Annotated in this window: 19 protein-coding genes; 12 read left to right on the top strand and 7 right to left on the bottom strand. The window is 71.6% G+C overall.

All coding sequences use genetic code 11. The features are described from left to right. Entirely contained in the window at nucleotides 1–432 is a 432-nt protein-coding gene (locus tag ACIF83_RS03315; protein ID WP_393465393.1) for a gamma-glutamylcyclotransferase family protein, read from the bottom strand. Between the two features lie 151 nt (nucleotides 433–583). Between ACIF83_RS03315 and ACIF83_RS03310 the strand changes: the two genes are divergently transcribed. Continuing rightward, entirely contained in the window at nucleotides 584–2,233 is a 1,650-nt protein-coding gene (locus ACIF83_RS03310; protein ID WP_399723082.1) for a M4 family metallopeptidase, read from the top strand. Nucleotides 2,234–2,306: 73 nt separating this feature from the next. Here ACIF83_RS03310 and ACIF83_RS03305 read toward each other — a convergent pair whose 3' ends face one another. Further along, entirely contained in the window at nucleotides 2,307–2,573 is a 267-nt protein-coding gene (locus ACIF83_RS03305; protein ID WP_399723080.1) for a hypothetical protein, read from the bottom strand. Between the two features lie 469 nt (nucleotides 2,574–3,042). On the opposite strand from ACIF83_RS03305, the gene ACIF83_RS03300 reads away from it, so the two are divergent. The 8 genes from ACIF83_RS03300 to ACIF83_RS03265 all read left to right on the top strand — a co-directional run bounded on the left by ACIF83_RS03300 (nucleotide 3,043) and on the right by ACIF83_RS03265 (nucleotide 11,518). Then, nucleotides 3,043–3,597 (top strand): hypothetical protein, encoded by a 555-nt coding sequence (locus ACIF83_RS03300; RefSeq protein ID WP_399723078.1) that lies wholly within the window; start codon nucleotides 3,043–3,045, stop codon nucleotides 3,595–3,597. Between the two features lie 152 nt (nucleotides 3,598–3,749). Next, nucleotides 3,750–4,370: a class F sortase gene (locus tag ACIF83_RS03295; protein WP_393465382.1), complete on the top strand. Its 621-nt coding sequence runs from the start codon at nucleotides 3,750–3,752 to the stop codon at nucleotides 4,368–4,370. A gap of 129 nt (nucleotides 4,371–4,499) precedes the next feature. After that, nucleotides 4,500–5,714, top strand: a complete 1,215-nt coding sequence (locus ACIF83_RS03290; RefSeq protein WP_399723076.1) for an NAD(P)/FAD-dependent oxidoreductase — start codon at nucleotides 4,500–4,502, stop codon at nucleotides 5,712–5,714. Continuing rightward, nucleotides 5,715–8,321: a nitrite reductase large subunit NirB gene (nirB, locus tag ACIF83_RS03285; protein WP_393465377.1), complete on the top strand. Its 2,607-nt coding sequence runs from the start codon at nucleotides 5,715–5,717 to the stop codon at nucleotides 8,319–8,321. Then, nucleotides 8,318–8,677, top strand: a complete 360-nt coding sequence (gene nirD / locus ACIF83_RS03280) for a nitrite reductase small subunit NirD (protein ID WP_393465374.1) — start codon at nucleotides 8,318–8,320, stop codon at nucleotides 8,675–8,677. Before nirB ends, nirD begins: the two co-directional genes overlap by 4 nt. A 202-nt stretch (nucleotides 8,678–8,879) precedes the next feature. After that, entirely contained in the window at nucleotides 8,880–10,043 is a 1,164-nt protein-coding gene (locus ACIF83_RS03275) for a hypothetical protein (RefSeq protein ID WP_399723074.1), read from the top strand. Nucleotides 10,044–10,092: 49 nt separating this feature from the next. Next, nucleotides 10,093–10,677: a TetR/AcrR family transcriptional regulator gene (locus tag ACIF83_RS03270; RefSeq protein ID WP_393465368.1), complete on the top strand. Its 585-nt coding sequence runs from the start codon at nucleotides 10,093–10,095 to the stop codon at nucleotides 10,675–10,677. Between the two features lie 73 nt (nucleotides 10,678–10,750). Beyond that, the gene (locus tag ACIF83_RS03265; RefSeq protein WP_399723072.1) at nucleotides 10,751–11,518 is read left to right on the top strand and encodes an SDR family NAD(P)-dependent oxidoreductase; all 768 of its coding nucleotides are present in this window, start codon (nucleotides 10,751–10,753) and stop codon (nucleotides 11,516–11,518) included. A gap of 10 nt (nucleotides 11,519–11,528) precedes the next feature. On the opposite strand, the gene ACIF83_RS03260 is transcribed toward ACIF83_RS03265, so the two are convergent. From ACIF83_RS03260 to ACIF83_RS03240, 5 genes are all read right to left on the bottom strand, one after another. Then, on the bottom strand, nucleotides 11,529–11,816 hold the full coding sequence (locus ACIF83_RS03260; RefSeq protein WP_393465362.1) for a hypothetical protein: 288 nt from the start codon (nucleotides 11,814–11,816) through the stop codon (nucleotides 11,529–11,531). A gap of 19 nt (nucleotides 11,817–11,835) precedes the next feature. Beyond that, entirely contained in the window at nucleotides 11,836–12,669 is an 834-nt protein-coding gene (locus tag ACIF83_RS03255; protein ID WP_393465360.1) for a carbohydrate ABC transporter permease, read from the bottom strand. Beyond that, nucleotides 12,662–13,564, bottom strand: coding sequence for a carbohydrate ABC transporter permease (locus ACIF83_RS03250; RefSeq protein WP_399723069.1), 903 nt, complete (start codon nucleotides 13,562–13,564; stop codon nucleotides 12,662–12,664). Before ACIF83_RS03250 ends, ACIF83_RS03255 begins: the two co-directional genes overlap by 8 nt. Beyond that, on the bottom strand, nucleotides 13,561–14,817 hold the full coding sequence (locus ACIF83_RS03245; protein WP_399723067.1) for an ABC transporter substrate-binding protein: 1,257 nt from the start codon (nucleotides 14,815–14,817) through the stop codon (nucleotides 13,561–13,563). Before ACIF83_RS03245 ends, ACIF83_RS03250 begins: the two co-directional genes overlap by 4 nt. An 86-nt stretch (nucleotides 14,818–14,903) precedes the next feature. Then, on the bottom strand, nucleotides 14,904–15,827 hold the full coding sequence (locus ACIF83_RS03240) for an oxidoreductase (RefSeq protein ID WP_399723065.1): 924 nt from the start codon (nucleotides 15,825–15,827) through the stop codon (nucleotides 14,904–14,906). Nucleotides 15,828–16,085: 258 nt separating this feature from the next. Here ACIF83_RS03240 and ACIF83_RS03235 point away from each other — a divergent pair, with 258 nt between their 5' ends. The 3 genes from ACIF83_RS03235 to ACIF83_RS03225 all read left to right on the top strand — a co-directional run bounded on the left by ACIF83_RS03235 (nucleotide 16,086) and on the right by ACIF83_RS03225 (nucleotide 18,002). Then, nucleotides 16,086–16,556: a hypothetical protein gene (locus ACIF83_RS03235; RefSeq protein ID WP_399723063.1), complete on the top strand. Its 471-nt coding sequence runs from the start codon at nucleotides 16,086–16,088 to the stop codon at nucleotides 16,554–16,556. A 179-nt stretch (nucleotides 16,557–16,735) separates the two neighbouring features. Continuing rightward, nucleotides 16,736–17,269, top strand: a complete 534-nt coding sequence (locus ACIF83_RS03230; protein WP_393465346.1) for a DUF4232 domain-containing protein — start codon at nucleotides 16,736–16,738, stop codon at nucleotides 17,267–17,269. Nucleotides 17,270–17,495: 226 nt separating this feature from the next. Next, complete coding sequence (locus ACIF83_RS03225) at nucleotides 17,496–18,002, top strand: hypothetical protein (protein ID WP_399723061.1); 507 nt, start codon at nucleotides 17,496–17,498, stop codon at nucleotides 18,000–18,002. The last annotated feature ends 142 nt before the right edge of the window (nucleotides 18,003–18,144 follow it).

The following is an 18,144-nucleotide window of genomic DNA, read 5'->3' as shown; positions in this document are numbered from 1 at the left end:
TCAGCGGCGGGCGAGCCAGTCCCCGCCCGCTATCAGCCGTCCCCGGGCCCGCAGCCGGGCGGCGATGCGCGGCGCGGCCACGTAGACCCAGGCCCGGACGGCCGTGCCGTCGGCGCGTACGACGTCCCGGGCGACGCGCTCGTACAGGTTGCGCGGGTCGGCCGGGGCGTACTCCTCCAGCCGGTCCAGTTCCGCGAGCAGCCGGCCGTAGGCCTCCGGGAGCGCGGTGACCAGGTCGCCGCTGACCGCTTCACCGGGGGCCTCGACGGCGTAGGGGTAGCCCGGGCCGTCGTAGAGCACCGCGTCCGGGAGCCGGGCCGGTTCCTCCGTGTGCGTGCGGCCGCGCAGGAACAGGTCGTGGTTGGGCTCGCCGGGGCGGAGGGTGCCGTAGACGAAGAAGGGGAGCGCGTCTCGGGGGTCCGGGGTGATCACGGAAACGATTCTGTACCCCCTTCGACTCCGCACACATCTCCATGACGCCGCTATGGACATGACATGTCATGCCCTCTTAAATCTCAGTCGAACTCAGCGCCACCCCCACGCCTCACCCCCACGCCTCGAAGGCGCCTCCCCAAGGAGACAGATGAGTCGGATACGTCTGCACGTCCGAGGAGCCCGTCGTCTCGCCACCGCCGGCGTCGCCGCCACCACCGCGACCCTGCTGGCCGCCGCCCTCTCCCCCGCCGCCCACGCCGACGGCCGGCCGACCCGCGCCGGAGCCATCGAGAACGCGGCCTCGGCCCTCGTGGCGCACACCGCGAGTCTGGGCCTGACCTCCGCCCAGGACACCAGCGTCCGGGACGTGATCGTCGACCGGAACGGCACCCAGCACGTCCGCTACGAGCGCACCTACCACCAACTCCCGGTGCTCGGCGGCGACTTCGTGGTCCACCTCGCTCCGAGCGGTGCCTTCCGCAGCGCCGACCGGGCGACCCGGAGCCGTATCACCCTGTCCTCGATCGTCCCCGAGGTGTCGGGCCCCAAGGCCGCCGACCTCGCGGTGAACGCACTGCGCGCCGTCAACCTCGGTGACACGCTGAAGAACCTGAAGGCCAAGCCCGAGCTGGTCGTCGACGCCCTGCACGGCGCGCCGAAGCTGGCCTGGCGCACCAACGCCGTCGGCCAGGACTCGCTCGGCAACCCGGTCGCCCGGACCGTGCTGACCGACGCCCGCACCGGCGCCCAGATCGACGCCTGGGACAGCATCGAGACGGCCACCGGCGACGGCAAGTCGCTGTACGGCGGGACCGTGCCGCTGGAGACGACCCAGTCCGGGTCGTCGTACCAGCTGAAGGACCCGACGCGCGGCAACACCTACACCGGCGACGCGGAGAACAAGACCGACCTGTGCTTCTTCGGCATCTGCTTCAGCCGGGCGCCCGCGACCCTGTTCACGGACGCCGACAACCACTGGGGCACGGGCGTCAACTCCGACCGCTCCTCGGCCGCCGTCGACGCCCAGTACGGCACCAACGAGACCTGGGACTACTACAAGAACGTCCACGGCCGCAGCGGCATCGCGGGCGACGGCAAGGGCTCGTACAACCGCGTCCACTACGGCAACAACTACAACAACGCCTTCTGGGACGACAGCTGCTTCTGCATGACGTACGGCGACGGTGACGGCAGCACCTTCGGGCCGCTCGTCGCGCTGGACGTGGCCGGGCACGAGATGTCCCACGGCGTGACCTCGAAGACGGCCGGGCTGACCTACTCGGGCGAATCCGGCGGGCTCAACGAGGCCACCTCCGACATCCTCGGCACGATGGTCGAGTGGTACGCCAACAACCCGTCCGACCCCGGTGACTACCTCATCGGCGAGAAGATCGTGAAGTCCGGCTTCGGCAAGCCCGCCCTGCGCTTCATGGACAAGCCGTCCAAGGACGGGAACTCCGCCGACTACTGGAGTTCGTCGGTCGGGAACCTCGACGTCCACTACTCCTCGGGCGTCGCCAACCACTTCGCGTACCTGCTCGCGGAGGGCAGCGGCGCGAAGACCATCAACGGGGTCAGCTACGACTCGCCGACCTACAACGGCTCGACGGTCACCGGCATCGGCCGGGACAAGGTCGGCAAGATCTGGTACCGGGCGCTGACGGTCTACATGACGTCCTCCACGAACTACAAGGGCGCCCGCACGGCCACCCTCAACGCGGCCAAGGACCTCTACGGCGCGGGGAGCACGGAGTACAACGCGGTGGCGGCGGCGTGGAGCGCGGTCAACGTGAACTGAGCCCGGGAACGCCACGAGGCCGGTGCCTGTTCAGGCACCGGCCTTCTGGTGCGCGCCCCACCCGTGCGGCCAACTACCGCTCCTGGGACGGGGATTCGCCGGACAGCTCCGGCTCGGCGTCCCGCATCACCGGGCCCGGGCGGGGGGCTTCGGCGGGCATCCGGTCGGCGCAGCCGCCGGAGAGCAGGGAGCCGAGGATCGCGATGCCGAGCCCGATGGCCGGGGCGGCGAGGCCGACGGCAGGAAGGCCGGGCCCGCTGGTGGGGCCGGCCGTGGACGAGGTCGCCGCCGAGATCCGGGTCCCGCCCGCCGGCAGACCCGACCGGCGGACGGCTGCCACCGAGACCGCGCTCCTTCCGCGCCACCGCCCCGCGGCACCTCTGGCTGTCCACGGTCATGAACCAGGCGCGCCTCGCCCATCCGGGCCCCAACCTGATGACCCTCAACGCTCGGCGCACCGGCCCAGCACCTGCCGCGCTGGTCCCGCGCAGTCAGGCGGCCGCGCTCCGGGGGCGGTTGGGGAGGGCTGACGATCCGTGGGGCGGATTGTGGAGGTCACCGGGTCACCCGTTCACACCCGGACAGGGCGCCATTTGTGTTCTTTTCATACTGATCCTCACACACGCCCATGACCTGCCGGAATTCGCCCCGACTAGGCCGTGCGGGGGCCGCGGGCACCACCCGTTCACCGCATTTCTGACGGGCTGTCAGGGAGCGGACGGGCTCGAGTGCGACTTTCCTCGGAAGGGCAGGGGCCGCACCCCCTGTACGAGTCGGATCAACGAGTCGGACAAGCCCTGGGGAGCACCATGCGACGCACCGCCCGTCTGCTGACCGGTACCGCGCTCGCCGTCGCCGCGGCAGGACTCGCCACGGCACCGGCCCACGGCGAGGCAGTAGGCACGGCGGCTCGTCTCCGGGGCGCTCCAGCCGGCAGTCTGCAGGTGTACCCGTCCACCACCATGCCCGGCAGCCAGGTCACCGTGAACACGGCGGCATGCGGGGACCGGGGCACGGCGGTCGGTGACGCGGGCGCGGTCGGCGCCGGCACCTTCACGCTGGCGCCCAGCACGCACGAGGGCGAGGCGATCGGACAGTTCCGGGTGCCGCCGAGCGCGCAGCCGGGGACGTACGAGATCGTCGCGCAGTGCGCGGAGGGCACCAAGCAGGTCACGGGCGACCTGGTCGTGGCGTTGGGCACGGCGCACGAGCAGGTGCAGCCGCGGGGAAGCGTGAAGACGGGGGTCGGCGGCGCACTCGGCTCCGACCCCGTGCATACCACGGCGGGTGTGGCGGCTCTGGCCGTCGCCGCCGCGGGCGGTACCTGGCTCCTGCATCGCCGGGCGAGAGGCGACGGGATCTGACGGACACCCTCCGCTGTCCGTCCGCCGGTACCGCAAGTCCCGCCCCCTCCGGGTCCGATGCCCCTCGCGGCTCGGAGGGGGACGGGGGTCCCCTACAGGGCTCCACCCAAGTCCCGCCTCGCGGGAGGTTCGCCTCCGGGAGAGGGTTTCGTATGCGAAGGATCGGGGACACCGCCATAGCCGCGGTCACCGTCGTAGCCCTCGGCTCGGCGGTGTGGCTGCTCGGCACGGGGGCCGCGACGCACGCGCCGCCGCAGCCGACGGCCGCCGAGGGCCGCCCCGACCCGGGCGAGGAACGGCTCGCGGCACCCGCGCTCGACCCGTCCCCGCCCACCCGGATCCGCATCCCCGCGATCAAGGTGAGCGCCCCGCTCATGGGCCTCGCGCTCACCGGCGCCGGAAGCCTGGACGTCCCGCCCGCCGGGGAGAAGAACCTCGCCGGCTGGTACGAGGCCGGCACCACGCCCGGCGAGACGGGCACCGCGATCGTCGCGGGCCACGTCGACAACACCGAGGGCCCCGCCGTCTTCTACAACCTCGGCGGCCTGAAGCGGGGCGCCGTCATCGAGGTGGACCGCAAGGACGGCAGCACCGCCGTGTTCACCGTGGACGCGGTGGAGGTGTACGCGGCCCGGAACTTCCCCGACGAGAAGGTGTACGGCGCGGCCGGGCGCCCCGAGCTGCGGGTCATCACCTGCGGCGGCGCCTATTCGAGGGCCACCGGCTACCAGGGCAACGTGGTGGTCTTCGCCCATCTGACGGGCAGCCGCTGATCCTCACAGCGCTCCGAGGCGCGCGCACGGGACTCTCACACCGCCGGTCCGCCCCCGCTGAGGGCAGCGTTCCTCGTGGGAAACAGGAGTGATGCGGCCGGGTAACGTCGGGGCCGCACGCTCCTTTGCATGACCTCGAATACGCGTGTGGTGGTGATCGGCGCCGGCCTCGCGGGCGTACGGCTCGCCCGGCGGCTCGGCGAGCTGGGCACGCCCGCACTGCTCGTCGGCGACGAGGAGCACCGGCCGTACAACCGGGTGCTGCTCGCCGAGGTGCTGGCCGGCCGGTACGCCCCGGAGGTGATCTCCCTCCCGGCACCCGGCGAGCTGGTGCGCACCCGCGTCACCGGCATCGACCGCACGGCGCGGCGGCTGCACTGCGCCGACGGCCCGTCGATCGCATACGACACACTGGTGCTGGCCACCGGCTCCAACCCCGTGCTGCCGCCGCTGCGCGGCCTGTTCGCACCCGACCACCAGCTCCCGGAGGGCGTGCACGCGTTCCGCACGATGGACGACTGCCTGGGCCTGTCCAAGGCGGTACGCCCGGGTGTGCGGGCGGTCGTCATCGGCGGCGGGCTGCTCGGGGTCTCCGCGGCCCGTGCGCTGGCCGTGCGCGGCGCACAGGTGGTCCTCGCCCAGCAGGCCGAGCGGCTCATGGAACGCCAGCTCGACCCGAACGCCTCCCGGCTGGTGCTGCGGCACCTGAAGGACCTGGGCGTCGAGGTGCACACCGAGTGCCGGGTGCGGGACGTGCGCTGCGTCGGCGGCGCGGTCCGCTCGGTGGAGATGGCCGACGGGTACGCCCTCGACGCCGACCTGGTGGTCCTCACCTGCGGGGTACGGCCGCGCGCGGGTCTGGCGGAGCAGGCGGGCCTCGCCGTCCGCAAGGGCGTCCTCGTCGACGACGAGCTGCGCACCTCCGACCCGCACATCCACGCCATCGGCGACTGCGCCCAGCACGACGGCACCGTCTACGGCCTCGCCGCGCCGGCCCTCGAACAGGCCGACCTGCTCGCCGAGCTGCTCGCGGGCGACGCGAACGCCCGGTACACCGGCACCCGCGCGCTGACCCGGCTGACGCTCACCGGTCCCGACTTCCCCTTCGACCTCGCCGCGTTCGGCGAGACCGAGCCCCGCCCCGGCGACGACGTCGTGCAGCTCGCCGACGCCACCCGGGGCACCTACCGCAAGGTCGTCGTCCGTGACGACCGCCTGGTCGGCGGGGTCCTCGTCGGCGAACTCGGCACCGTCGGCGCGCTCGCCCGCGCCTGGGAGGGAGCAGAGCCGCTCCCCGACGAAGGCCCTCTGCTCCACCTGCTCACCAACGATGGAGGCTCCTGAATGACCGCCACCCTGGGGGCCACCCCCACGATCGTGCTCGTCGGCCACGGCATGGTCGGCCAGCGCTTCCTCGAAGCGCTCGCCGAGCGCGGCCTGACCGCCACCCACCGCGTGGTCGTGCTGTGCGAGGAGCCGCGTCCCGCGTACGACCGCGTCGCCCTCACCTCGTACTTCTCGGGCCGCACACCCGAGGAACTCTCCATGACCGACATGGAGTTCATCGAGACGCACGGCATCGAGCTGTACGTCGGCGACCCCGCGGAGACGATCGACCGCGAGGCGAGGAAGGTCACGGCGAAGTCCGGCCAGGTCTTCGAGTACGACACGCTCGTCCTCGCCACCGGCTCCTACCCCTTCGTGCCGCCGGTCCCCAACAAGGACGCGGAGGGCTGCTTCGTCTACCGCACCATCGAGGACCTCCTCGCGATCGAGGCGTACGCGAAGGCGAAGGCCCAGGTGGGCGCCGTGGTCGGCGGCGGTCTGCTGGGACTTGAGGCGGCCGGCGCGCTGAAGGGTCTCGGACTGACCTCCCACATCGTGGAGTTCGCGCCCCGTCTGATGCCGGTGCAGGTCGACGAGGGCGGCGGCGCGGCTCTCCTGCGCACCATCGAGGACATGGGCCTGACCGTCCACACGGGCGTGGGCACCCAGGAGATCGTGGTCGACGAGGCCGGTGCCGTCACCGGCATGAAGCTGTCCGACGGCTCCGAGCTGGCCACCGACATGGTGGTGTTCAGCGCCGGTGTCCGCCCCCGCGACCAGCTGGCCCGCGACTGCGGCCTGACCGTCGGCGAGCGCGGCGGCATCACGGTCGACGAGCAGTGCCGTACCGTCGCCGACCCGCACGTGTTCGCGATCGGCGAGTGCGCGCAGGCGGCGGACGGCCGGGTGTACGGCCTGGTCGCGCCGGGCTACGAGCAGGCGGAGACCGTGGCGGCCACGATCGCCGCCGACGAAGCCGAGCAGTTGACGTTCACCGGCGCCGATCTCTCCACCAAGCTGAAGCTGCTCGGCGTGGACGTGGCCTCCTTCGGTGACGCCCACGGCACCACCGAGGACTGCCTGGACGTCGTCTACTCCGACTCCCGCGCAGGCCTCTACAAGAAGCTGGTCATCGGCCGGGACGGCACGCTGCTGGGCGGCATCCTGGTCGGCGACGCGGACGCCTACGGCACTCTGCGCGCCCTGACCGGCTCCGTCCCACCCATCTCCCCCGAGTCGCTCGTCCTGCCCGCCGGAGCGGGCTCGGGGGCCCAGCTCGGCCCGTCCGCACTGCCGGACGAGGCGATCATCTGCTCCTGCCACAACGTCTCCAAGGGCACGATCCGCGGCGCGGTCACGGACCACCGGTGCACGACCGTGCCCGAGGTGAAGAAGTGCACCAAGGCCGGTACGGGCTGCGGCAGTTGCGTCAAGGTGCTCGGCCAGCTGGTCACCGCCGAGCTGGAGGCCTCCGGCGTCGAGGTCGACAAGGGCCTGTGCGGTTGCTTCGCCCAGACCCGCGAGGAGCTGTACGAGATCGTCCTCGCCCTGCGCATCAACACCTACCAGGACCTCCTCGACCGCTACGGCCGCGAGGACGCCCGGGGCGGCGACGGCTGCGAGGTCTGCAAGCCGGCGGTGGGCTCGATCATCGCCTCCCTCGCCCCGACGATCGGCGCGAGCGGCTACGTCCTGGACGGCGAGCAGGCGGCCCTGCAGGACAGCAACGACCACTTCCTGGCCAACCTGCAGAAGAACGGCTCGTACTCGGTCGTCCCGCGTATCCCCGGCGGTGAGATCACCCCCGAGGGCCTGATCGTGATCGGTGAGATCGCCCGCGACTTCGGTCTCTACACGAAGATCACCGGCGGTCAGCGGATCGACATGTTCGGCGCGCGGGTCGAGCAGCTCCCGCTGATCTGGACCCGCCTGGTGGACGCCGGCTTCGAGTCGGGCCACGCCTACGGCAAGGCGCTGCGCACGGTGAAGTCCTGTGTCGGGCAGACCTGGTGCCGCTACGGCGTCCAGGACTCGGTCCGCATGGCGATCGACCTGGAGCTGCGCTACCGGGGCCTGCGCTCCCCGCACAAGCTCAAGTCGGCGGTCTCCGGCTGCGCCCGCGAGTGCGCGGAGGCCCAGTCGAAGGACTTCGGTGTGATCGCCACCTCCAACGGCTGGAACCTGTACGTCGGCGGCAACGGCGGCGCCACCCCGCGCCACGCGGACCTGCTGGCGCAGGACCTGTCCGACGCCGAACTGGTCCGCCTGATCGACCGGTTCCTGATGTTCTACATCCGTACCGCCGACCGGCTGGAGCGCACCTCCACCTGGCTGGAGCGGATCCCCGGCGGCCTGGACCACGTGCGCGAGGTGGTCGTGGAGGACTCCCTCGGCATCTGCGAGGAGCTGGAGTCCCTGATGGCGGACCACGTGGCGCACTACGCCGACGAGTGGGCGACCACCATCAACGACCCCGAGAAGCTGGCCCGGTTCGTGTCCTTCGTCAACGCGCCGGACACCCCCGACCCGGTCGTCGGGTTCGTGCCCGAGCGTGACCAGATCAAGCCCGACCTGCCGCTGCTGACCATCGGCCACCGTCCCCTGGAAGGAAGCGCCCAGCGATGACCCTGGCACCCGAGACGACCGACCTGAAGGTTCAGATCCGGCTGGACTCCCAAGAGGGCGCGTGGTTCACGGTCTGCGACCTGAGCCGGCTGCTGCCCGGCCGGGGCGTGGCCGCCCTGCTGCCGGACGGCCGCCAGGTCGCCCTGTTCCGCGACCGCGACGGCCGGCTGTACGGCATCGACAACCGTGACCCGTTCGGCGGCGCGGCGGTCCTCTCCCGCGGCCTGACCGGCACCCACCAGGGCCGCCCGTTCGTGGCGTCCCCGCTGCTCAAGCAGCGCTTCGATCTGGAGTCCGGGCAGTGCCTGGACGACGAGTCGGTGCGGGTGGCGGCTTACGAGGTGCGCAGCGCCTGACTGGCGCAGTGCGCAGCGCCTGACTGGCGCAGTGCGCAGCGCCTGACGAGCGCGGTACGGACCGCCTGACCCTCAGCCGGTCAGCCGCTTGGATCAGCCGACTCGTGCGGCCCGGGGGCGAACCCTAGCCTGAATCCGGACATACAGTCAGTTTCCTGACCGCATGTCCGGATTCGGTGTTCCTGGAGAAGGGTTGCCCCCCATGCCCGACCGTCCGAGGTCCCGACGACGTACGCCCCGGCTGATCTCGGCGCTCGTCGGCGGCCTGATCGGCGCCACAGCGGTGGCCGCCCCCGCCCGGGCCGACACGGGGGAGGTGACGGAGTACCCGATCACCACCATCGCGGACAGCTTCCCCGCCGCCATCACGGCGGGGCCGGACGGGGCGCTGTGGTTCGCCGAGTCGGGGGTGTCCAGGATCGGGCGCATCACGACCGGCGGCACCGTCACCGACTACGCGGTCCCGACCCCGGACAGCTTTCCCTTCGACATCACCCGGGGACCCGACGGCGCCCTGTGGTTCACCGAGTCCTTCGGCAACAGGATCGGCCGGATCACCACGGGGGGTCAGGTGACCGAGTTCCCGTTGCCGACCGCGAACAGCGGCCCGACCGGGATCACCAGCGCTCCGGACGGCGCGCTGTGGTTCACCGAGACCGGGACCAACAGGATCGGGCGGAGGGCACCCGACGGCACCGTGACCGAGTACCCGATCCCGACGCCGGACAGCGACCCCTATCGCATCGCCGCCGGGCCGGACGGCACCGTGTGGTTCACCGAGACGATCAGCGGCAGGATCGGGCGTGTCGACAGGGACGGCCGGGTCACCGAATTCCCGCTGGGAGACTTCGACTTCCCGTTCGACATCACCGCGGGCCCCGGTGCCATGTGGTTCACCGCGCCCGGCGCCAACGCGGTGGGGCGGATCGACCACACGGGGCACATCACGAAGTTCCCGCTGCCGTCCGCCGACGCCGGCCCGGACGGCATCACCCACGGCCCCGACGGCAACCTCTGGTTCGCCGAGCAGTCCGGCCGTGTCGGCCGGGTGACACCGGACGGCCGGATCACCGAGTTCCCGGTGCCGGACGGCGTGGACAAGGTTCCCTTCCAGATCGCGACCGGCCCCGACCGGCACCTGTGGTTCACGGAACTGCTCGGCAACGCCATCGGCCGCGTCCAGGCCCTGCCCGGCCGCGCCACGAAACCGGCCCCGGGTCACGTCACGACACCGGGAACGACCGCCGGCCGCAGCGGCCACACCGGCCCACCCCTCCTGTGCGCCCACCGCGCCCACGGCCCCGAACTCCCGGACCGCCTGCGCACGCTCCTCTGCAAGGGCCGGGCTGCCGTACGGACCTCGTAGCAGCCAGACTGCTTGAGCGATCGTTCCAGAAATACCTAGGCTGCATCACATGGCCAGGACCAAGGAGTTCGACCCCGACGCCGCGCTGCAGTCGGCCCTGGAGCTGTTCTGGCGGCGCGGCTACGAGGCGACGTCGATGAGCGACCTGGTCGAGCACCTGGGCATCGGCAGGGCGAGTCTGTACGCGACGTTCGGCAGCAAGCACGAGCTGTACCTGAAGGCGTTCGACCGGTACGAGCAGTCCGGACTCGCGCGGATCGTGCACGAGCTGTCCCAGCCGGGCCCGGCGCTGCCGGCCGTCCGAGCGGTCGTACGGCGCTACGCGGACGAGGCGGCCCACGGGGAACTGCGCCGCAGCGGCTGTCTGGTCACCAACACGGCGGCCGAGCTGGCCCCGCACGATCCGGCCGCCGCCCGGCGCGTCGAGCGCAACTGGGACCACCTGGAGGCGGTCCTGCACACCACGCTGGTCCGCGCCCGGGCCCAGGGCGAGCTGCCGTCCGACCGCGATCCGCTCGCCCTGTCCCGCACGCTGCTGGTGCTGATGCAGGGCCTGCGGGTCGTCGGCAAGGCGTCCTCGGACCCGGCCCGCGTGCGGGACGCGGCGGAGCAGGCGCTGACCCTGCTGGACTGAGGCACCGCCCTCCACGGGAGGGCCTCTTTCCGGCCCTCATACTGAACCGATCGGTCAAGAAAAAGGGGAGATCATGACCACCAACCGTTTCACCGGCAGGACCGCCCTCGTCACCGGCGCCGGCTCCGGCATCGGACGGGCCGTCGCCCTCGCTCTCGCCGCGCAGGGCGCGCACGTCGTCGTCGCCGGGCGCAGGCGGGAGCCCCTGGAGGAGACCGTCCGGCTGATCGAGGAGCAGGGCGGCAAGGCCCTCGCGGTGACCGCCGACGTCTCCCGGGCCGGCGAGGCGGAGGTGCTGGTCCGGGCCGCCGTCGAGAACTTCGGCTCGCTGGACGTGGCCGTCAACAACGCCGGCGTCTTCCGGGGCGGACAGCCTCTGGCCGAACTGCCGGAGGAGGACTGGCACACCCAGCTCGCGATCAACGTCACCGGCGTCCACCTGGCCCTGCAGGCCCAGATCCGCCGGATGCGCACCCAGCCGTCGGGCGGCGTGATCGTGAACGTGTCCTCCACGTTCGGCCTGCACGCCACCTCCCCCGGAGCCGCCGCCTACTCGGCGACCAAGGCCGCCGTGACCGCCCTCAGCCGGGGTGCCGCCCTGGACCACGTCGCCGACGGCGTCCGCATCAACGTGGTCAGCCCGGGCGCCACGGCCACCTCGATGTCGCTCCGCCCCGGCGAGACGGACGCCGACCGCACCGAGCGCGCGAAGGCCACTCTCCCGCTCGGCCGTATCTCCACCACCGCGGAGGTCGCCGCAGCCGTCCTCTACCTGGCCTCGGACGACGCGGCCTCGGTCGTCGGCACCGACCTGGTGGTGGACAGCGGCGGCTCCCTGTGAGCACCCGGATTCACGGGCCGGAGCCGTCGGACCCCCCGTAGTGGTGCGCCTGGGCCCCTTCGACATCGGTCAGATCATCGGCCACCGCGTCCAGCTCCTGCCGGGCGTACTCGTCGAGGAACGGGAACAGGGCTCCGCAGTCCCGGCAGGCCCGGGCGAGTCCGGCGTCGAAGGTCGGCCGGGGTTTCAGGACTCCCGGACGGCGGAACCTGAGCCGAAGGCGTTCGTCCCATCGCTCACCCGAGGTGAGTTCCCCGACCGGACTCAGCCGGTCCGAGCCGCATATCCAGCAACGCATGCCGGGAACCATACGGGCCCTAGTCGATCCCCGACCGCTCGACCCCCGCCACGATCCACCGCTGGAAGCACAGGAACACCGCCAGCAGCGGCAGGATCGACACGGCGGCGGCCACGAACAGCTCGTGCAGTCGGATCACCTGGGACGTCGTGAAGGAGGACAGTGCCACCTGCACGGTCCAGGCGCTCTGGTCCTGCCCGATGACCAGCGGCCACAGGAAGGAGTTCCACGCGCCGAGGAACACGATGGTCCCGACGGCGGCGAACACCGGCCGCGCGTTCGGCACGACCACCAGCCAGTACGTGCGCCAGTACCCGAGCCCGTCGACCTGTGCCGCGTCCTCCAACTCCCGGGGAAACCCGAGGAAGTACTGTCGGAAGACGAAGCAGGCGAAGGCCGAGAACAGCGTCGGGACGATCAGCCCTCGGAGCGTGGAGATCCAGCCCAGCGAGGACACCAGCACGAAGCTCGGTACGAACGTCACGGCGGCCGGGACCAGGAGGGTGCCAAGGACGCCGTGGAAGACCTTGTTCGCGTGCCGGTACGGGATACGGGCGAGGCCGTAGCCCGCGAGGGAGGCGACGAGAAGGGTGCCGAGCGTCGTCGCGGTCGCGATCAGCGCCGAGTTGAGGAGGGAGCGCGCGAAGGGCACGGAGGGATCGGCGAACAGCTCCCGGACGTTCCGCCACCTCAACTCCCCCGGGAGGAAGGTCCATTCCGGCGAGGTGATGTCCTGCTCGCTCGACAGGCCGTTGCGGACCAGCAGATAGAAGGGGACCAGGAAGAGCAGGGCGAGCGCGATCAGCAGCACCAGCCGCAGTGCCCGCCCGGCCCGCACCAGGGCGTCATCCATCGGCGTCCGTCCTCCCCAGCCGCAGCCATCGCGCCTGTCCCACGGTGACGACGGCGACGACCAGCGCGAGGATCACCGCCCCCGCGCTGCCCAGCCCGAGGTTCTGCCCCTGTCCGAGGGCGGTGTAGTAGAGGTAGACCAGCGGCGGCCGGGCGTACGGCGGATACCCCCTGGCGTCCGACAGCAGGTTGTAGAACTCGTCGAAGGCCTGGAAGGCGCCCACGACGAGCAGCAGCACCACCGCGACCGAGGTGGCCCGCAGCTGGGGCAGCGTGATGTGCCGCAGCACGGTCCAGCCGGGCCGGGCCCCGTCCACTGCGGCCGCCTCGTACAGTGCGGGGTCGATCCGCTGCAGCCCGGCGAGGAAGAGAACCATGTAGAACCCGGCTTGCAGCCACAGCCGTACGGTGACGACGACCAGCCAGTACCAGGGCGGCTCGGTGGTGGACAGCCAGGCGACCGGGTCGCCGCCGAACCACCCCAGCACGGTGTTGGCGAGCCCGAACCGCACCCCGTTGAACAGGGACATCTTCCACACGAGCGCCGCGACCACGTAACTGCACGCGGCGGGCAGGAAGAACACGGACCGGAAGAAGGCCCGGGCGCGCGTGAGCCGATTGACCATCAGCGCGAGGGACAGGGAGAACACGTACGTGACGGGCACGATGAACGCGGTGAAGAGGAGAAAGGTCCGCAGGCTGTCGACGAACGCGTCGTCCCCCGCCATCGCCGTGTAGTTGTCCAGCCCCACGAAGTGCGTGGGCGTGACGGTGTTGTGCGCGTCGAAGAAGCTGAGCGCCAGGCTCCACAGCAGCGGAACGTACGTGAACAGGGCGAGGCCGAGGGCGAAGGGCCCGACGAAGACCCAGAACCACAGGCCGTTCCGCCTGCTCACGACTGCTTCTTCGCATTCTTCTTCACACGGTCGAGCTCGGCCGACACCTTCCGTACGGCGACCCGCAGTTCGCTCTCCGGACCGGCGCCGCCCTTGATGATCCGGCTGAGCGCGTCCTGGTAGGCGGTCTGGCTCGCCGGGGTCCACAGCAGGGGCTGGGCGTAGCCGTGCTCGGTGGTGAAGCGGACGGCCTCGGCGGCCGGGCCCGACTTCAGCTTGGCGGCCTTCCTGGCGAGGGAGAGCCGGGCGGGGATGTGGAAGCCGTAGGAGAGGGCGAAGTCCTCCTGGAAGTCGGTGCGTTCGACCCACAGCCACTTCACGTACGCCTTGGCGGCCGCCTGCTGTCTGCTGCGCGCGCTGACGACGGCACCGTACGCGCCGACGGGAACGGCGGGCCGGCCGGCGCTGCCGTCCTTCGGGAAGGGCAGCACCCCGAAGTCGTCGCCGAGCGCATTCTGCACCTGGGGCAGCGCCCACAGCCCGGACCACTGCATGGCGGTCAGGCCCTGGAGGAAGGCGGAGGGGTCGGACCAGTCGGCGGGTGCGCCGAGGAGGAGGGACTCGTCGGCGTAGAGCTGGTGGAGCTTGCCGAGGGTGCGCGCGGCGGAAGGTTCGTCGAAGCCGACCCTGCCGTCGTCGGTGACGAGCCGGAGTCCGGCCGCGTACAGGGGAGTCCCACCGAGCACCCCCGCTCCTGCGTCGTTGCCGAGAAACAGCCCCTTGACCGTCCTGCCGGTGAGTCTTCTCGCGGCGTCGACCAGGGCGTCCAGGGTGGTGGGCGGCTCGACTCCCGCGTCGGCGAGCAGACTCCTGCGGTAGTAGAGCAGCTGCGTGTCGATGACCTGGGGAACGCCCCAGATCTTCCCGTCGTGGGTCTTGGGTGTGAGGACGGCCGGGTTGAAGTCGTCCTCGACGCCGTCGAGGAGATCGGTGAGGTCGACGACCTGGCCGCCCTGGATCTGGTCGAGCGTGGGGCTGCCCTCGAAGACGTCCGGCCCGGAGTCGGTCAGCAGGGCGGCGGCGGTCTGCTGGTCGTAGTTGCCCGGCCGCCACTGCACACCGACGTCGGCCTTCCGGTACGCGGCGGCGTACCGCTGCACGGCCTGCTGGGTGCCGGCCTCGCCGTACTGGTGGTACCACTGCGACAGTGCCGGCCCCGAGCCACCCCCGCGCCCGGTGTCGGACCCGCACGCCGTGAGCAGTCCGGCGCCCGCGCCCGCCGCCAGCAGCGTCCTTCGGCTGATGCTCCTCATCGTGTGCCCCCTGACGTCGGTCGTCGTTGCACGGCCCAACGATCAACCATGCGCCGGGATTACGAAGGGGATGTTGCGGTGGTGTGTCACATCTTGAGAGCGCCGAACTCCACACCTGTCAGCTGCACCGAGGCGTCCCAGAGCATGCTCGCCACCTCGTCGTTGAGCGTCCAGGGCGCCCGCCAGGACGGCGCGGGCACACCCCGCCACATCGCGAACGAGGGCCCGAAGAAGGAGTCCGGCCGCACCCCGGCCGCGGTCGCCGCGTACAGCGTGGGCAGCGCGCCCGCCTCCGCCGGCTGGGCGAAGATCCGGTTGCCGATCTCCATGGCCCGCTCGGCACCCCTGCGCCCCTCGGCGCGCGGCCCGGCGGTCTGGAGGTTGGTGGCGGCGTAACCCGGATGGGCGGCGGCCGCGACGAGGTCGGCGTGGCGTCTGGTCAGCCTCCACGCCAACTCGTGCGTGAACAGGAGGTTGGCCGTCTTGGACCGGGCGTAGGCGAGCCAACGCCGGTACCGGCGCTCGCTGTTGAGATCGTGGATGTCGATGTTGGCGAGGGCGTGCATCATGCTGGAGACGGTCACGACGCGGGCGCCCGGGGTCGCGAGCAGGGCGGGCAGCAGCAGCCCGGTGAGGGCGAAGTGCCCGAGATGATTGACCCCGAACTGCGTCTCGAACCCGTCCGCGGTCGTCCCGTACGGCGGCGCCATCACGCCCGCGTTGTTGACGAGCAGGTCGATCCGCTCGTACGGCACCCGGTCCGCGAAGTCCCGCACCGACGCAAGATCCCCGAGATCCAGCCGCTCCACCTCGACCTCGGCCCCCGGCACCTCCGCCGCGATCCGCTCCCCGGCGTCACGCCCCCGCGCCTCACTCCGGCACGCGAGCACCACCCGGGCCCCCTTGCGGGCCAACTCCCGCGCGGTGACGTATCCGAGGCCGCTGTTGGCGCCGGTGACGATGGCCAGGCGGCCGCTCTGGGCGGGGATGTCCTGCGGGGTCCAGCCCATGGGGCTCCTCCAGGCGGCACTCGTCGGACGGACCGACAGCTCGGCCCTGGGCTGACGGGTCCAGCGTAGGTGCGAGGACCACGGTTGGCCCGACGCCGTGCCGCCTCCGCCCGGCAGTCGGTGAAGTTCCTCTGCCCGCTGCGGACCCGGACGGCTCTGCAGCGACGACCTCACCTCGGACCACCCGTAAAAATCCGCAGTGACGTCACGAAGTTCCCCAAGGCATCATGGAGTTCATGACCACACTCCGAAAGGCCGATGCCGCGTAACCGGCCCGGCGCCCTGCGCGGCGCCCAGCGCACCACTCCGGGCCCCCGCATCTGGGAAGAGCCCCCTCCGGCCCGCATACCCGGCCTGTCCGACCGCACCAGCCTCGCCGTCCATCGCGCAGAGCGCCTCTCCCCCGGCCTCTGGTTCTCACGCGGCGCGACCGAGACCGCCCTGCGGCGCTACCGCGCGTTTCTCCACCCGCCGGGACGCCGCCCTCGCTATCCCCGTGAGTCCTACTGCGCCGCCTGCCCGGGCTGCGCCCTCGACGACGTACGCCGGGCCCGGGACGCCCTGGCCGAGATCCTGCCCCTGCTCCCTCCCCGCGCACGAGCCGAACTGCGACGCGCGGTGACACCGCTGGACCGCCGCTACCTGCTCCGCACACTTCCCGACCCGCTGGCGGCGCGGACAGAACCCTGGTGGCACCGGCGTCTCGCGAAGGGCGTCGAGGGGTGGTGAGCCCCCACCGGGCGGCACCACCGACCAGGCGGCACCACCGACCGGGCGGCACCACCGACCGGGCGGCACCACCGACCGGGCGGGACTTTTCCCGGTGAACGGCACAACTTTTTCGGGCGAGGGCGCATCCAACACCATGACCTTCATCCATCCATTCGCCCGATGGAGGCGGATGCGCCATGTCTCTGTTCTCTCACCACTTGTCCCGTCGCGGCACGGTCGCCCTGCTGACCGCGGCGCTCGCCGGGCTCACGGCCGGCGGAGCCGCCTGGGGCGTGACCTCGACCGCGGCGCAGGCGTCGGCCGGGGTCCGTACCTGCTCCGCGAGCGATCTCTACCTCTCCATGGGCCGCAAGGAGGGTGCGGCCGGTTCTCTCTACTGGACCATCCGGTTCACCAACACCAGCACCACCAAGTGCGCGCTGCGCGGCTACCCGGGCGTCAGCGCCCTGGACACCGCACACCGGCAGATCGGACCCGCCGCCACCCGCACCGGCGAGTCCTACTCGACGGTGACGCTCGCCCCCGCCCACTCCACCCTCGCCGTCATCCGCACCACCAACGGCCCCGTCGGCGGACCCTGCCTGCGCACCGGCACCTACCTGCGCATCTACCCGCCGGCCTCGCACACCGCGGTCCTCGTGCCGGCTCGCTGGACCATCTGCTCCGGCACCTTCCAGGTCGGCCCGGTCAACAACGAGGGCACTTTCTGACAGTGCCGTCGAGCAGCACGGGAGGGCGGCACCCCTCACAGGGTGCCGCCCGACGGGCCGTGTCTCGGAGTTCGGGGATCGGGCCGGGCTCGGCGCCCAGTCCCGGGTTGGTCCGACTGGTCGGATCTGACGGTGGGTCGCACCGGGACGTCCCGGGCGGCGGCAGAGCCGAGGTTATGAATGCGGCACCTGACCATCCATGAACATCAACCTCAGGAGCCACACGATGCGCCCCATCAGGGCAGCCTGTCTCGGCACGGCCACTGCGCTGGCCACCCTTCTCGCCTGCGCCCCTGTCGCGGCCGCCGCGACGGACACCGATTTCGCGCACGCCAAGGGCGGAGACCCAGCCATCACACTCATCGGCCATCTCGCGCAGCAGACGCGCTTCCCCGTCAACCCCGGCGGCAGCCCCGCCCAGGGCGATCGGACCGTCTTCCGCTCGGACCTCTTCGACCAGCAAGGCAACCAGGTCGGCGACACCGGCGGCACCTGCACCACCACTCGGGTCGACAAAGGCGGAGCGGAGGAGTGCGTCGTGAACTACAACCTCCCGGGCGGCCAACTCACCGTGCAGGGGATGGTCTTCGGCATTCTCAACCCGGGCCCTCCCCCTTCGTTCGACAACGCGATCACCGGCGGCACAGGGGCATTCGACCGGGCTCGCGGCTCGGTCCACGCCGACACGATCGGTACGGGCACGAGGCGCTTCACAATCGACCTCGACCACTGACTGACCCTGCCCCGCCCGGTGAGAAGGCTGGGCCGTCCACGGCACGGCCCACCGGCTCGACCGGTCCCATTGGCGACGGGCCGTCTGTGGGCCGTCGAAGGGCGCTAAGTCCGGGAGAAGATCTTCTCCCGGCGCCTCCCGG

Source organism: Streptomyces sp. NPDC085866, assembly GCF_044541035.1.
In the GTDB taxonomy this organism is placed as follows: Bacteria; Actinomycetota; Actinomycetes; order Streptomycetales; family Streptomycetaceae; genus Streptomyces.
This window is presented reverse-complemented; position numbering and strand designations above follow the sequence as displayed.

Bases quoted from the DNA above. Each gene is read 5' to 3' on its own strand.
- ACIF83_RS03310 (WP_399723082.1), top strand. From the start codon at position 584: ATGAGTCGGATACGTCTGCACGTCCGAGGAGCCCGTCGTCTCGCCACC.
- ACIF83_RS03300 (WP_399723078.1), top strand. From the start codon at position 3,043: ATGCGACGCACCGCCCGTCTGCTGACCGGTACCGCGCTCGCCGTCGCC.
- ACIF83_RS03295 (WP_393465382.1), top strand. From the start codon at position 3,750: ATGCGAAGGATCGGGGACACCGCCATAGCCGCGGTCACCGTCGTAGCC.
- ACIF83_RS03290 (WP_399723076.1), top strand. From the start codon at position 4,500: ATGACCTCGAATACGCGTGTGGTGGTGATCGGCGCCGGCCTCGCGGGC.
- nirB (WP_393465377.1), top strand. From the start codon at position 5,715: ATGACCGCCACCCTGGGGGCCACCCCCACGATCGTGCTCGTCGGCCAC.
- nirD (WP_393465374.1), top strand. From the start codon at position 8,318: ATGACCCTGGCACCCGAGACGACCGACCTGAAGGTTCAGATCCGGCTG.
- ACIF83_RS03275 (WP_399723074.1), top strand. From the start codon at position 8,880: ATGCCCGACCGTCCGAGGTCCCGACGACGTACGCCCCGGCTGATCTCG.
- ACIF83_RS03270 (WP_393465368.1), top strand. From the start codon at position 10,093: ATGGCCAGGACCAAGGAGTTCGACCCCGACGCCGCGCTGCAGTCGGCC.
- ACIF83_RS03265 (WP_399723072.1), top strand. From the start codon at position 10,751: ATGACCACCAACCGTTTCACCGGCAGGACCGCCCTCGTCACCGGCGCC.
- ACIF83_RS03260 (WP_393465362.1), bottom strand. From the start codon at position 11,816: ATGCGTTGCTGGATATGCGGCTCGGACCGGCTGAGTCCGGTCGGGGAA.
- ACIF83_RS03255 (WP_393465360.1), bottom strand. From the start codon at position 12,669: ATGGATGACGCCCTGGTGCGGGCCGGGCGGGCACTGCGGCTGGTGCTG.
- ACIF83_RS03245 (WP_399723067.1), bottom strand. From the start codon at position 14,817: ATGAGGAGCATCAGCCGAAGGACGCTGCTGGCGGCGGGCGCGGGCGCC.
- ACIF83_RS03240 (WP_399723065.1), bottom strand. From the start codon at position 15,827: ATGGGCTGGACCCCGCAGGACATCCCCGCCCAGAGCGGCCGCCTGGCC.
- ACIF83_RS03235 (WP_399723063.1), top strand. From the start codon at position 16,086: ATGCCGCGTAACCGGCCCGGCGCCCTGCGCGGCGCCCAGCGCACCACT.
- ACIF83_RS03230 (WP_393465346.1), top strand. From the start codon at position 16,736: ATGTCTCTGTTCTCTCACCACTTGTCCCGTCGCGGCACGGTCGCCCTG.
- ACIF83_RS03225 (WP_399723061.1), top strand. From the start codon at position 17,496: ATGCGCCCCATCAGGGCAGCCTGTCTCGGCACGGCCACTGCGCTGGCC.